Raw genomic sequence first — 13,472 nt, 5'->3', positions numbered from 1 at the left:
GGGCAGAGTCTTTCTGCCGGTTTGCGCTCGCTGCCGGCGTGGCGAGCTGGAAGTGTCACCCCGTTGCAAGGCGACCTGTGGTCAGTTCTAACCAATGCGAGTCACACTGTGAATGATCGATTTGTCATAAGGACGTAACCTTTCAGCCGATGAAAGGATAAGTAAGTAAATGCGACTCAACCTTGTTTCAGGAAAGACCCGCATTGGTCGGGGTTTGCCAGGGGTTGAAATCATTTGGCCATTGGCGCCAGCGATCTGACGTAATATTCAGCAATGCGACGAAGGGTCACGCGTGGCCTGAGTCCTACGAAATTTTCATACTGCCCGACGATCAAATTCCTTCTCGCGTTTTGGCGGATGGGAACGAACGGGCGGCCCGGCGTCTCGTTATCGAGGCGCCACCTGGATATCTGATGAAAAGGTATTCGGGCAAACAGAGGCAATGACGATGCGTCGTCTTGCCAGCACACAGCCAGAGGCACTGCACTGCACATGTCGGACTCAATCGAACTCTATCTCACCTGTCCCAAAGGCCTGGAAGGCCTGCTAGCCGAAGAAGCCCGCGGGCTGGGCCTGGCCGAGGTGCGGGAGCACACCTCGGCGATCCGGGGCGCGGCCGATATGGAAACTGCCTATCGTCTCTGTCTTTGGTCGCGCCTGGCCAACCGGGTGCTCTTGGTGGTCAAGCGCTTCGCCATGAAGAACGCTGACGATCTGTACGATGGTGTCAATGCCGTTGACTGGCAGGAGCATCTGGCCGCCGACGGCACACTGGCCGTCGAGTTCAGCGGCCACGGCTCCGGCATCGACAACACCCACTTCGGCGCGCTCAAGGTCAAGGACGCCATCGTCGACAAACTGCGCAACCGCGATGGGCAGCGTCCTTCGGTGGACAAGATCGACCCGGATCTGCGGGTGCACCTGCGCCTGGATCGCGGCGAGGCCATTCTTTCGATCGACCTTTCCGGCCACAGCCTGCACCAGCGTGGCTATCGCTTGCAGCAAGGCGCAGCGCCGCTCAAGGAGAACCTGGCGGCGGCCGTGCTGATCCGCGCCGGATGGCCACGTATTGCCGCTGAGGGTGGTGCGCTGGCCGACCCCATGTGCGGTGTCGGTACCTTCCTGGTCGAGGCGGCGATGATCGCCGCCGACATCGCGCCGAACCTCAAGCGTGAGCGCTGGGGTTTCAGCGCCTGGCAGGGCCATGTACCGGCACTGTGGCGTAAGGTGCATGACGAGGCCCAGGTCCGCGCAGAGGCCGGGCTCGCCAAGCCACCGCTGTGGATTCGCGGCTATGAAGCCGATCCGCGGCTTATTCAGCCTGGGCGCAACAACGTCGAGCGAGCCGGATTGGGCGACTGGGTGAAGATCTATCAGGGTGAGGTGGCCAGCTTCGAGCCTCGGCCGGACCAGAACCAGAAAGGCTTGGTGATCAGTAACCCGCCGTATGGCGAGCGCCTGGGCGACGAAGCGAGCCTGCTGTATCTCTATCAAAATCTGGGTGAGCGCCTGCGCCAGTCTTGCCTGGGCTGGGAGGCTGCCGTATTCACCGGCGCCCCTGAACTGGGCAAGCGCATGGGCATTCGCAGCCACAAGCAATACGCGTTCTGGAACGGCGCGCTGCCGTGCAAGCTGCTGCTGTTCAAGGTCCAGCCCGACCAGTTCGTCACCTCCGAGCGCCGCCCGGCCGAACAATCCGGCGGCGCCGCGCGCACCGCGCCAGCGCTGAGCTCCGAAACGGCGCGTCTGTCCGAAGGCGCGCAGATGTTCGCCAATCGCCTGCAGAAGAATCTCAAGCAACTGGGCAAGTGGGCCCGGCGCGAGCAAGTCGACTGCTACCGTCTGTACGATGCCGACATGCCTGAGTACGCGCTGGCGGTCGACCTGTATCAAGACTGGGTGCATGTGCAGGAATATGCGGCGCCACGTTCGGTCGATCCGGAAAAAGCCCAGGGCCGTCTGCTCGACGCGTTGGCAGCGATTCCCCAGGCGTTGGGCATCGATCCGCAGCGGGTCGTACTCAAGCGCCGCGAGCGCCAGGGCGGGACCCGTCAGTACGAGCGCCAGGCGACGGAGGGGCGCTTCCAGGAGGTTAATGAGGGCGGCGTGAAGTTGCTGGTCAACCTCACCGACTACCTCGATACAGGCCTGTTTCTCGATCACCGGCCCATTCGTCTGCGCATTCAGCGTGAGGCAGCCGGCAAGCGCTTCCTCAACCTGTTTTGCTACACCGCGACCGCGACCGTGCATGCGGCCAAGGGCGGCGCGCGCAGCACCACCAGCGTCGACCTGTCGAAGACCTATCTGGATTGGGCGCGGCGCAACCTTTCGCTCAATGGCTTTTCCGAGCGCAACCGTCTGGAGCAGAGCGATGTCATGGCCTGGCTGGAAAGTGCGCAGGACAGCTACGACCTGATCTTCATCGACCCACCGACCTTCTCCAACTCCAAGCGTATGGAAGGGGTGTTCGACGTGCAGCGCGACCATGTGCGCCTGCTCGACCTGGCAATGGCCCGGCTGGCGCCGGGTGGTGTGCTGTACTTCTCCAACAACTTCCGCAAGTTCCAGCTCGACGAGCACCTGCTGGAGCGTTATGCGGTGGAGGAAATCAGCACCCAGACCCTGGATCCGGACTTCGCTCGCAACAACCGCATCCACCGGGCCTGGCGTCTGCAGTTGCGCTGAAGCGCCACGGGGCAGGGTGCCGACCTGTTCGGCGCACCGCCCCGTCTGCGTTTCTTGCCTGACGTCGACCCTTCCCTAGGGCTGGCGGTACAGATCCAGCAGTACCTGGTCCAGTACCTGCGAGGCGCCCCAGGGTTTAGGGTCGTTGAGGATGGCCGAGACGGCCCAGGTATGGCCATTGCTGTCGCGGCTGAAACCGGCGATGGCACGAACCGTATTCAGCGTACCGGTTTTGATGTGGCCTTCCCCGGTCATGGCGGTGCGTTTCAGGCGTTTACGCATGGTGCCATCCATACCCACCAGCGGCATGGAGCTGATGAATTCGGCGGCGTAGGGGCTTTTCCAGGCTGCTTGCAGCATCGCCGCCATCTCGCGGGTGCTGACCCGCTCGGCGCGCGACAAGCCGGAGCCATTTTCCATCACCAAATGCGGCGCCGTGATGCCTTTCTTGGCCAGCCATTGGCGCACCACGCGCTGCGCGGCGCGGGCGTCGTCACCGTCGGCATCGGTGCGGAACTGTGCGCCGAGGCTGAGGAACAACTGCTGGGCCATGGTGTTGTTGCTGTACTTGTTGATGTCACGGATCACTTCGACCAAGTCTGGCGAGAAGGCTCTGGCCAGCAGACGAGCACTCTTGGGGACATTTTCTGTGCGATCGCGGCCCTGGATGCTGCCGCCCAGCTCGTTCCAGATGGCGCGCACCGCGCCGGCGGCGTAGGCGGGGTGGTCGAGCAGGGCGAGGTAAGTCTGCGAGTTGCAGCCGTCGCCGAGTTGGCCGCTGACCGTGACACTGACGCCGTCTGGCTGCACCACGGGGTTGTAGCGCACATCGCCGGTGCATTGCTTGGACGCCACCGGCTTGACCTGATTGTCGATGCGGATGCTGGCGATCGGTGGCTCGACCGACACCACGACCTTGCCACCGTCGTTGCGTGCCACGAAGCGCAGGGCCTTGAGGTTGACCAGCAGCGAGTCGGGTTTGACCAGGAACGGCTTGTTCACATCGCCGCCGTCATCGTCGAAATGCGGCAGGTTGGGCTGGACGAAGTGGCTGCGGTCGAGTACCAGGTCGCCGGTGACGGTACGCACGCCATTGGCACGCAGGTCGCGCATCAGCAGCCAGAGTTTTTCCATGTTCAGCTTGGGATCGCCGCCACCTTTAAGGTACAGGTTGCCGTTGAGCACGCCGTTGCTCAACGTGCCATCGGTATAGAACTCGGTCTTCCACTGGAAGGTGGGGCCGAGCAATTCCAGGGCTGCGTAGGTGGTCACCAGCTTCATGGTCGAGGCCGGATTCACCGAAACGTCGGCATTGAAGATGGTCGGGGTACCGGGGCCGTCGAGGGGGAGCATCACCAGCGACAAGGCGTTGTCCTGCAGCTTGTTGGCCTTGAGGGCCTGCTGCACCTTGGGCGGCAGGGTGGTGTTGACAGCGGCGGCCGAGACGGGAAGGGCGATGGGGAGCAGCAGGCCGGCCAGAAACAGTGGGCGAAGCGTCTTGATCATAGGTGACCCTGCGGACGAGGGAAAAGAAAACGGGGCTGTAAAAGATGATGGCCCCTTGACGAAATCAAGACGGCATTATGCCCCAAGCGTACAGTTTGTGGGCATGTTCAAGACAAAAGCGCCTTTGCGTGACGGAAACTGGTAAAGTGCCGCGCGTAATTACTCAAGAGGATTGTTTCAATGGCTACCAACCGTTCCCGTCGTCTGCGCAAGAAGCTGTGCGTGGATGAATTCCAGGAGCTGGGTTTCGAACTGAACCTGGATTTCAAGGAAGACCTGTCCGACGAAGCCATCGACGCTTTCCTCGACGCCTTCCTGGCAGAAGCCATGGATGCCAATGGTCTGGACTATGTCGGCGGCGATGATTTCGGTCTGGTCTGCCTGGCCAAGCGTGGCTCGGTCAGCGAGGAGCAGCGCGCCACCGTCGAATCCTGGCTCAAAGGTCGCAGCGAACTGACCAAAATCGAAGTCAGCCCGCTGCTGGACGCTTGGTATCCTGACAAGCCGATCAACTCGGCGTCCTGATCCCGCGTCCCTTCAAGGAGTCCTGATCGGCCGCTCACGCTGGCCGGACAGGGCTCTCTGCACCCGTCGCAGGTGGCGCGCCAATGCCTGGCGGCGCAGTTTCAGCTGGGACAGCGACACGCCTTTCTCCTCCAGCGCCTCGCAACTGTTCATCAACGCCCTCGCGTCCAGCATGCGCGCAACGCCAAGTATCTTGTGCGCCTGATCGATGATGGCCTGCTGTTCGTGTTCCGCATCCAGGGACATCAGCAGTGTTAGGTCGTCTGCCAGGCTCATCTGCAGGGTGGTGAGCATTCGCGCTCGATCTTCGCTGCGATGGCCGATCAGGTTGTCGAGCCCGATCAGGTCGAGGGGCGTCCGAGCAGCACGTTCAGGCGTCGGTTGCACGGTACACAAATGCCTGCTCAGCGTGTGCAGGCTGATAGGCTTGAGCAGGCAGTCATCCATGCCAGCATCCAGGCAACGCTGGCGTACCTCAGGCTGGGCATTGGCGGTGTAGCCCAAAATAGTGCAAGGCCCCAGGCCCTGCCGATGTTCTTCACTGCGAACGGCCTCGGCCAGTTGATAGCCGTTCATGCGTGGCATGTTGCAATCGAGTATCAGCACGTCGAACTGGCCGCAGCGCCACTTCTCCAGACCTTCGCGGCCGTCACGGGCGCTTTCCGGTTTAAGTCCCAGGAACGCCAACTGTTGGGCCATGAGCAAGAGGTTGGCGGGGTGGTCGTCGATCACCAGCACGCGCAGGTTCAGGTTCGGCTTGTAGAGGCGCGGTTCCTGCTCGATGCTGACCGGAAATGGCTCGATACAATGCAGCGGCATCAGCAGTCGTACCTGGGTACCCACGCCCTGCAAGCTCTTGATAGCCAGATGCCCCCCCATCATGTCGCACAGTGTTCGGCAGATCGCCAACCCCAGGCCGGTCCCGGTACGGGCGTTTTCGCTTTGCGGGTTGATCTGGACGAAGGGGTTGAACAGCCGTCGTAGGTCATCGTCATGGATGCCGATGCCACTGTCGCGCACCTCGAGTTCGAGCCGGGGGCGTTCACCATTCTGCACCGAAGCTTTGATCCGTACATGGCCTTCATGGGTGAACTTGATGGCGTTGCTTACCAAATTGGACAGGATCTGCTTGAAACGCAGCGGATCGAGCAACGCGTGGCAGCGAGCGGACGGCTCGATACTGACTTCCAGCATTAGCCCTTTTTCCCGCGCCTGTCCTTCGAACACGCGTCTGACCGAGTCGATCAGCACTGCCAGCTCGACAGGCTCTGGCGCCAGGGACACGTGCCCGGATTCTATCCGGACGATGTCGAGGATGTCGCCGATCAAACCAAGCAAATCCTTGGCTGAGTGGTAGGCGACTTCGATTGAAGGTTTGTCCAGTTGGCCATGATCGGCGCGTTTTACCGCCAGTTCCAACATGCCGATCACGGCGTTCATTGGCGTGCGGATCTCGTGGCTGATGGTGGCCAGGAACGTACTCTTGGCACGGTTGGCGTCGTCGGCTTGTTGCTTGGCCAGGCGCAGATCCTGGATTAGTTCGCGGCGTTCGCTGATGTCGATCCAGCCGCCGATGATACCTTGGACTTCACCGAGTGAATCGCGATAAGGCAGGATCCAGTGATAGATGGTTAGCTCGCGGTCCTTCAAGCGCAGCGGACGGTCGATGATTAGCGGCGTGCCTGCCGCCATCACCTGTAGGTAATCGGAGTGTATCTGTCGGGTGTAGTCGCAGTTACTGAACAAACTCTCTTGCAGGCGCTTGCCCATGACCTCTTCGGCGGTAGCGTCAACCGCTTCCAGATAGCTGTCGTTGCAGCTTTGCAGACGTCCTTCTCGGTCGCGCACATACATCGGGTGGGGCGTGCCGTTGAGCAGTGCGCGCATGAATTCGAGCTGGTCGTTCAAAGCCCGTTCGGCCTGGCGGCGTTGTCCGATCTGATGTCGCAGGTACGCATTCCATGCCAGCGCCATGAGCAGCAGAATGCCGATGCCGAGTACCACCTGAATCACCAGCCGTTGATACTCGCGCCACTGGCCGCCGTCATGCAGGGCGTAGCCGCGCCAGCGGCTGTTGATGACACCTAGTTCTTCCGGAGTGATGCTCAGCAGCGCCTTGTCCAGAATCGAGGCCAGAACGGTTTGATCCTTGGCATTGGCCATGGAAAAGGTGGCCGGTTCGCTGCCGAAGCTGGAACGGATCACTAGATTGCTGTTGGCGGCAATGGCATGGTTGGCATCGAGTAGCGTGGTGATGGTCGCATCCACCGCCCCGCTGCTCAGCAGCGCCAATGAGTAGAAGGTGCTCTCGGTTTCGATGCGGCGTATCTGTGGATGACGCGCTGCCAGAATGGCAGCAGCCGGCGTATGGCGGGTTACTGCCACGCGGCGGCCCTTCAACTGCTCTAGCGATGCGAACAGTCTGCCGCTGCGAGTGACGATGACGTAAGGACTTTCCAGATACGTGCGGCTAGGCTTGAGGCCTGTTCCATCGGCGCCGCCGAGGGTAATGGCCGCGATCAGGTCGGCGTTGCCTGCCTGGACTTGTTCGATCATTTCACCGATGCCGCTGGCGCGCTGGATCTTGAACTTCAGCCCCGTGCGCAGACGAATCAGCTCAAGTAGATCGGCGGTGATACCGCGAAAATGACCGTTGCTGTCGAAGAACGACAGTGGTGCAGAGGTATCGGTCACCACGACTCTCATGCTGGGGTGCTCTGCCAGCCAGTGTTCTTCACGCGGGGTCAGTTGTAGTCGTCGGTCGGTCAGCAGCAGGTCGCTGCCTGCGCTCCAGCGCTTGAAAATCGAACTGGTCACGCTAGCAGGTTGGGTGTCCAGGGTGACGTTGATCAGACTCATCAGCACGCTGTCTTCGCGCCGCAGGGCGAAGCTGAAGCCGGTGGCTTCATGCTTGCCGAAATTAGCCATGCGCAGGCTCGGCAGATGGCCGCGGTTCAACTGGAAGTGGGTCGAGATAGTGTCACCGAGAAACACGTCAGCTTGACCGAACGCTACGGCGTTGAGCGCTTCTGAGGTGGAGGCGAACGTCTGCAGGCTGGCCTGAGGGTAGAGCGCGCGCACTTCTTTCAAAGGGAGATAGTGATAAAGCATGCTCAGCCGCAGGCCCGCCAGCCCTGTGTCCAGCGGGCGGGTGTCGTCTTCACGCGTTACCAGCACGGGCTGGTCGATCGCATAGGGGCGTGACAACGCGATGTCCGCGACCGCGGCCTCATAGCCATTGGCGCTACCGAGCATGTCGATGCGCCCGGTCTGCAATGCCTGTACAGCCTCCTGGCGGTGAGTAAAGCGCAGCACCTGTACCGATACGCCCAGTGCGCGTCCTATCAGGGAGGCATACTCGGCGGTAATGCCCTGATACTCGCTGTTGCTGGCCACGTCGAAGGGCGGGTTGTCCGGCGCAGAAGTGCCCAATAGCAAGTGCTTGCGGCCACGCAGCCATTGGCGCTGCTCCGTGGAAAGCGGCGGTTTGACCGCCTCGGCGCTCGACCGCGTAAGCAGGTTCAAAGGCTTGGGAGCGGCCTGCTGCGCATGGGCTTGTGTCCCCAGGCCCATCAGGATCAGCAGTAGGCAGGTGAAGTACCTTGGCATGACGTGCCTCACCTCACACCAACGCGTTGCGCTTGGCTGCTTCTATCAACTCGACCAGTGTTGAAACCTGCAGTTTCTGCATCAGACGTTTCTTGTAGGTGCTGACCGTTTTGTTGCTGAGAAACATGCCTTTGGCGATGTCCTTGTTGCTACGCCCCATGGCAAACAGCTGAAGGACCATCAACTCTCTGTCGTTGATCTGTCGGAACATTTCCAATTCCTGAGCGGATGACTCAGTTCCGTTTTTTATTGCCTGACTGGGGAAGTAGTTGTATCCGCAGAGCACGGCCTTGACGGCACTGAGCAGCTCGCTCAGATCTTCCTGTTTGCACACGAAGCCAGCGGCGCCTGAATGCATGCAACGGATGGCGAACAAGGCTGGCGATTGTGCGGTGAGCACTAGCACTTTAGGTGGAAGTCCGATGGCCTGGAAACGCGACAGTATCTCCAAGCCGTCGAGACGGGGGATGCTGATGTCCAGGATAACCAGGTCCGGCAGGGTTTCACGGATCATCTGCATGGCATCGACGCCATTGTCGGATTCGCCTATGACCGTGTAATCCTGGTTTTCCAGCAACAGGCGTACGGCCAGACGAATGACAGGGTGGTCATCAACGATGAAGATCGTGCTCATATCAACTTCCCGGGCGATAGTGGCAAAGGCGAGCGAGACCTTATCGCAGTTGACAGACATCGGGCGTATGAGCGTGCAGCACAGTGTAACTATGGGAAAAAACCTACAGCGATGTACTACAGTTGTTTCGAATATTTACAACTCACGAGTAGAAATCGGTAGGCAGCCTCCATCCGTCACTATTTGTTTGTAGTCGTTTAGACGGGAGATGCTTGTGTAGGAACTTGCCTTCAACAGGCGCGAGGCCTTCGCCTCGCGCCTATCGAGATCAGTGGGGGATGGACCGTCCGGTCATTTCGCCAGCCATTTCACTGGCGTAGCTGTCGGTCATGCCGGCGATGAAGTCGATCATCCGCAAGAACGCATTGTGCAGCGAGCCGTGCGGATCCGGTGCGTGATTACCGATCAGGTCCAGTACGCGTCGGCTCTTGAACGATGGCGTACGACCGCCGTGTTGTTCCAGTGCGGCGCCGCAGAAGGCGTTCAGCAGGATTTCCAGCGTGGTGTAGGCACCGATCTCGTGAAGGGTCTTGCGCTTGTCCTGGAAAATTTTCTTGCGGGCGATTTCCTTGGCCTGGAGCACGCAGTGTTTGGCCGGACCATGCATGTGCTCGACCAGATCGCCACTGAGCACGCCGGCGAGCAGGGCCGGTTGCTGTTCGACGAATGCCTGGGCTGCGGCATTGGTCAGATGTTCGATGGCCTTGCCGCGCAGGATGGCCAGCTTGCGCCGTCGTGAATCGCCGGGTCCCAACTGGCGATAAGTGTCCGGTAGGTCGTCACCCACCAGGTCCAGCAGCAGCGCCTCGACTTCCGCGTATTGCAGCAGCTCCATCTCCACGCCGTCTTCCAGATCGATCAGGGCATAGCAGATGTCGTCCGCCGCCTCCATCAGATACACCAAGGGATGACGCGCCCAGCGCTGCTCTTCCAGTTGCGGCAGGCCGAGTTTCTGGGTGATCTGCTGCAGGAGCGGCAGTTCGCTCTGGTAGCAACCGAACTTGTGTTTCTTGTACCCGAGTGCATCGGCGTGTCGAGCGCTCCAGGGGTACTTCAGGTAGGTGCCTAGGGTGGCATAGGTAAGCCGGGTGCCGCCGTCGAACTGATGGTATTCCAGTTGCGTGAGTACGCGAAAACCTTGGGCGTTGCCTTCGAAATTGAGAAAGTCGGCGCGCTGATCGTCGTTCATGTCATCCAGCCAGCCGCGCCCGGCAGCTTGCTGGAACCAGTGGCGGATCGCATCTTCACCGGAGTGGCCGAAGGGCGGATTGCCAATGTCGTGGGCCAGGCAGGCCGACTGCACGATCATGCCCAGGTCGCTGGGATCGCACCATTCGGGCAATGCCTCGCGCAGGGTCTGGCCGACCCGCATCGCGAGCGAGCGGCCGACGCAACTGACTTCCAGTGAGTGGGTCAGGCGGGTATGGATATGGTCGTTGCTGGATACCGGATGAACCTGAGTCTTGCGGCCCAGGCGGCGGAAGGCGCCGGAGAAGATGATGCGGTCGTGATCTTTGTGGAACGGGCTACGCCCGAGTTCCTCGGGGCTGTACAGGGCCTTGCCGAGGCGTTCGCGGTTGAGCAGGGTGTGCCAGTCCAAGGCGTGATCTCCGTCAGGGGGTGGCCATAGCTTCCCGATTAGCAGGCGCCCGCGCAAGCGTCGGGCGCCAGGCTTCAGCCGCGACGACCGTTCTTCAGGTACAGGCGCACCAGCGGCGCCAGACTGCCGCCCAGACGCAGCAGGCGTGCCAGCGTACCGTTGCGCACGCCTTTACCGGTCAGAAAGCCCATCGCGACGACGGCGCCGATGCCCCAGAGCGGCGCGTGCTTGATGCCGAGTCCGTCCTGAACCGAAGCGCCCATGCCACGCAGGCGTCGGACCGGTTCGAGCAGTTGCCCGGATTCGTGGCGAATTTCCTGGCGATGCATTTCCATGCGCAGACGCAGCAAGGCCTTGCGCAGTTCGCGCGGGTTACGGCTGGTGGGCAGTTCAGGCAGGCTCATGGCAACAGGCGCTCCCGGTCCTTGGCAAGTTCTTCGAGGGTGCTGTGGAACGGTGAAGACTCATCGAATACTGCCGCTTTCAGACGCACGCCACAGAACACTGTGGCAAGGCCGTAGAACACGCAGAGGCCGATGATACCGGCCAGTCGATAGCTGTCCCACAGCAGCACGAGCAACAGCCCCGAGAGTGCGGTCAGCAACAGCAGTGCGAACACCAGTGCCAGGCCCGCGAACAGCAGCAGACGCAGCGTACGACCCTTTTGCTCCTGCAACTCGATGCCGAACAGTTCGATATGACTGTGCAGCAGGCCCAGTATGGCCGCGCCGAGGCGTCTGCCGGTGGCGCCGGTGCCGATGGCGTCGTTGTCCATGCGTCCTCCTCAGCGGCGGCTGGCAAGCAGGCCGATCAGCAGGCCGACACCCGCTGCGATGCCGATGGCCTGCCAAGGATTTTCCTGCACGTATTCTTCGGCAGTCCCCAGAGCGGCCTGGCCGCGCTCGCGCACCGATTCCTGGGTTTCCTGCAAGCTGTCACGGGCCTGCTGCAGGCGCTCGTGGATCTGGCCGCGCAGTTCGTCAGCCTGATCGCCGGCCAGGTTGGCAGTGTCGGCGAGCAGCTTCTCGGTGTCGCGCACCAGCGCTTGGAAGTCAGCCATCAAGATGTCTTGTGCAGTCTTTGCCGATTTGCTGGCCATGGGCCTCTCCCTGTTGATGTCTGTGGGTCTTTCGAGTGATGAGTGTGGCCGAAGGTTCAGCCGCTGTCGTCGCTGCGCCCCTTTGCGCGCAGCGCCAATGGGTTGGCACCCGCACAGGCGAGGACTGCTGGGCAGATGCAGCGCACGACCAACGGGCCTAGAATAGCCTTCTTTTCACCACGCTCGGGAACTGGACCATGCTGCCTGAATGCCAATTGCTCGGCACCTTGGGGTGCCATCTGTGCGAAGTGGCCGAAGCGGTGCTCATGCCGTTCGTCGAGCACGGGCTGCTGGTGGAGTTGGTGGACATCGCCGATGACCCAGCGCTGTTCGAGCAATACGGGCTGGTCATTCCGCTGTTGCGGCGTTGTGACAACGGTGCCGAATTGCTCTGGCCGTTCGAAGCTGAGCAGGTCGTCGCGTTTCTACGCTGACCGCCTTTGTGGTCGCCCCCGAGTGCCGTCCATCGGAGAATGCGAGGGCGGCCTTGGGTGAATTGACGGGACGGTGCAGGGTTCGTATGCTGTATAAAGATACAGTATCCGGGATAAGGTCATGCATAACGTCGAGCAACTGAAGTACAGCGTCAATCGCATGTCTCCCGACACCGTCTGCGATGCCGTGCTCGAGCTGCGCATGGAAGGCGTGGTCACCGACGATCGCACGCCGTTCGGCAAGGTGCATTTCAACACCTGTTTCGCTGAAATCGAGGCGCTTTTTCAGCGCGCTGGTTTCCACCGGCCGTTGGATGTGGTGGGCTACGAAGGCATGGTTTATGCCCTCTACGACGCCGGGCGCTGGGAAGCCGTGCAGGTGTTGCGTTGGCTCAAGTCGCGTTGCGAACTGGCCCACGAAGCTGGTTGATCATGTGGCCATTGGGGATAATGCCTGTCCACTGACTGCCGAGCACGCCATGTCCACCCCGTTCGACCCTGCACGTCAGCAAGCCAGCACGGTTTGCCTTCCTCCTGGGCATTGGGCCACCGTGCTCGACTGTCTCTGCGATCACTTCAAGGCGATCGCCCGCGAGCAGTGGCTCGATCGCTTCGCCCGTGGCCGTGTACTCGATGCCAACGGTCAGCCTGTCGCTGCCGATCTGCCTTACCGCCGTGGCTTGCGCCTGCATTACTTTCGTGAAGTGCCTAACGAGCGCCCCATCCCGTTTCAGGAAACCCTCCTGCATTGCGACGAGCATCTAGTGGTGGCCGACAAGCCGCATTTCCTGCCAGTCACCCCCAGCGGCGAGTATGTCGAGCAGACCTTGCTGCGTCGCCTGATCCGCCGTCTGGACAATCCGCATCTGGTGCCCTTGCACCGTATCGATCGACACACGGCAGGGCTGGTGCTGTTTTCGGCCAACCCGCAGTCGCGCACCGCGTATCAGCAGTTGTTCCCACAGCGCCGCATCGAGAAGCGCTATCAGGCCATCGCCGCCCCTCTGCCGCAGCGCAGCTTTCCCTTGGTGCATCGCAGCCGTCTCGAGCATGGTCAGCCGTTTTTTCGCATGCAGGAAGTGCCGGGTGTGGCGAATAGCGAGACCCTGGCCGAGGTGTTGAAGCGTGACGCAGAGCGTTGGCTGTATGGCTTGTCGCCGGTCTCCGGCAAGACCCACCAACTGCGGGTGCATATGGCCGCGTTGGGAGCGCCGATTTGCAACGATCCGTTCTATCCCGATCTGCAGCCGGACGCCGACGACTACCAGAAACCCTTGCAGTTGCTGGCCCACAGCCTTCGCTTCGAAGACCCGCTGACCGGAGAGGCGCGCGAGTTCGAGAGTCGCCTGACCCTGGCCTGGTGATCAGGCGTGGGCCAGG

The 13,472-nt window shown here is 61.2% G+C and carries 12 protein-coding genes; 5 read left to right on the top strand and 7 right to left on the bottom strand.

The window, feature by feature from the left end; all coding sequences use genetic code 11:
- Positions 1 to 492: 492 nt before the first annotated feature.
- Positions 493 to 2,685, top strand: a complete 2,193-nt coding sequence (gene rlmKL, locus ACK2SD_RS16695) for a bifunctional 23S rRNA (guanine(2069)-N(7))-methyltransferase RlmK/23S rRNA (guanine(2445)-N(2))-methyltransferase RlmL (protein ID WP_412460360.1) — start codon at positions 493 to 495, stop codon at positions 2,683 to 2,685.
- Positions 2,686 to 2,760: 75 nt separating this feature from the next.
- On the opposite strand, the gene dacB is transcribed toward rlmKL, so the two are convergent.
- Positions 2,761 to 4,191: a D-alanyl-D-alanine carboxypeptidase/D-alanyl-D-alanine-endopeptidase gene (gene dacB / locus ACK2SD_RS16690; protein ID WP_412460359.1), complete on the bottom strand. Its 1,431-nt coding sequence runs from the start codon at positions 4,189 to 4,191 to the stop codon at positions 2,761 to 2,763.
- Positions 4,192 to 4,371: 180 nt separating this feature from the next.
- On the opposite strand from dacB, the gene ACK2SD_RS16685 reads away from it, so the two are divergent.
- Positions 4,372 to 4,716: a YggL family protein gene (locus tag ACK2SD_RS16685; RefSeq protein ID WP_029613883.1), complete on the top strand. Its 345-nt coding sequence runs from the start codon at positions 4,372 to 4,374 to the stop codon at positions 4,714 to 4,716.
- Positions 4,717 to 4,728: 12 nt separating this feature from the next.
- Here ACK2SD_RS16685 and ACK2SD_RS16680 read toward each other — a convergent pair whose 3' ends face one another.
- The 6 genes from ACK2SD_RS16680 to ACK2SD_RS16655 all read right to left on the bottom strand — a co-directional run bounded on the left by ACK2SD_RS16680 (position 4,729) and on the right by ACK2SD_RS16655 (position 11,658).
- Positions 4,729 to 8,325 (bottom strand): ATP-binding protein, encoded by a 3,597-nt coding sequence (locus ACK2SD_RS16680; RefSeq protein WP_412460358.1) that lies wholly within the window; start codon positions 8,323 to 8,325, stop codon positions 4,729 to 4,731.
- A gap of 13 nt (positions 8,326 to 8,338) precedes the next feature.
- The gene (locus tag ACK2SD_RS16675) at positions 8,339 to 8,959 is read right to left on the bottom strand and encodes a response regulator (protein WP_412460357.1); all 621 of its coding nucleotides are present in this window, start codon (positions 8,957 to 8,959) and stop codon (positions 8,339 to 8,341) included.
- Positions 8,960 to 9,227: 268 nt separating this feature from the next.
- A complete protein-coding gene (locus ACK2SD_RS16670; RefSeq protein WP_412460356.1) occupies positions 9,228 to 10,559 on the bottom strand; it encodes a deoxyguanosinetriphosphate triphosphohydrolase in 1,332 nt (443 codons plus the stop codon).
- 74 nt (positions 10,560 to 10,633) lie between these two features.
- Positions 10,634 to 10,963, bottom strand: a complete 330-nt coding sequence (locus ACK2SD_RS16665) for a hypothetical protein (RefSeq protein WP_029613886.1) — start codon at positions 10,961 to 10,963, stop codon at positions 10,634 to 10,636.
- Positions 10,960 to 11,334 (bottom strand): phage holin family protein, encoded by a 375-nt coding sequence (locus ACK2SD_RS16660; protein ID WP_412460355.1) that lies wholly within the window; start codon positions 11,332 to 11,334, stop codon positions 10,960 to 10,962. Before ACK2SD_RS16660 ends, ACK2SD_RS16665 begins: the two co-directional genes overlap by 4 nt.
- A 9-nt stretch (positions 11,335 to 11,343) precedes the next feature.
- The gene (locus ACK2SD_RS16655) at positions 11,344 to 11,658 is read right to left on the bottom strand and encodes a DUF883 family protein (protein ID WP_029613888.1); all 315 of its coding nucleotides are present in this window, start codon (positions 11,656 to 11,658) and stop codon (positions 11,344 to 11,346) included.
- Between the two features lie 197 nt (positions 11,659 to 11,855).
- On the opposite strand from ACK2SD_RS16655, the gene ACK2SD_RS16650 reads away from it, so the two are divergent.
- The 3 genes from ACK2SD_RS16650 to ACK2SD_RS16640 all read left to right on the top strand — a co-directional run bounded on the left by ACK2SD_RS16650 (position 11,856) and on the right by ACK2SD_RS16640 (position 13,456).
- A complete protein-coding gene (locus tag ACK2SD_RS16650) occupies positions 11,856 to 12,092 on the top strand; it encodes a glutaredoxin family protein (protein WP_295483922.1) in 237 nt (78 codons plus the stop codon).
- 121 nt (positions 12,093 to 12,213) lie between these two features.
- Positions 12,214 to 12,522, top strand: coding sequence for a hypothetical protein (locus tag ACK2SD_RS16645; protein ID WP_029613890.1), 309 nt, complete (start codon positions 12,214 to 12,216; stop codon positions 12,520 to 12,522).
- Between the two features lie 49 nt (positions 12,523 to 12,571).
- The gene (locus ACK2SD_RS16640) at positions 12,572 to 13,456 is read left to right on the top strand and encodes a pseudouridine synthase (RefSeq protein WP_412460354.1); all 885 of its coding nucleotides are present in this window, start codon (positions 12,572 to 12,574) and stop codon (positions 13,454 to 13,456) included.
- Positions 13,457 to 13,472 lie beyond the last annotated feature (16 nt).

It is taken from the genome of Pseudomonas sp. SC11, from assembly GCF_047039205.1.
Classification (GTDB): Bacteria; Pseudomonadota; Gammaproteobacteria; order Pseudomonadales; family Pseudomonadaceae; genus Aquipseudomonas; species Aquipseudomonas boreofloridensis.
Note: the sequence above shows the minus strand (reverse complement) of the source record. Positions and strands in the feature narration are given on the sequence as shown.